Here is a 268-nt window from a genome sequence, read left to right as displayed (position 1 = left end):
ACGGCGCAGCAGCTGGGCCGCGGCCAGCACCTCCTGGGTGGGCACGTCCCCCGCGCAGCCCAGCACCACGTCGGGCTCACCGCCGTTCTCGGTGCCGGCCCACTCCCAGATCCCGGCGCCGCGCGCGCAGTGGACGCGGGCCTCGTCCATGGACAGCCAGTCGAAGCAGGGCTGCTTGCCGGCCACGACGACGTTGACGTAGTCGCGGCTGCGCAGCGCGTGGTCCGCCACCGACAGCAGGGTGTTGGCGTCCGGCGGCAGGTAGACC

1 protein-coding gene is annotated in these 268 nt (G+C 74.3%); it reads right to left on the bottom strand.

Going from position 1 to position 268, the window contains the following annotated elements; translation table 11 throughout:
• Window positions 1-268 (bottom strand): phosphoketolase family protein (locus AOK18_RS35020; RefSeq protein ID WP_478078859.1); only part of this gene is annotated, 268 nt, incomplete at both ends.

The organism is Streptomyces prasinopilosus, from assembly GCF_001419695.1.
Classification (GTDB): domain Bacteria; phylum Actinomycetota; class Actinomycetes; order Streptomycetales; family Streptomycetaceae; genus Streptomyces; species Streptomyces prasinopilosus.
This window is presented reverse-complemented; position numbering and strand designations above follow the sequence as displayed.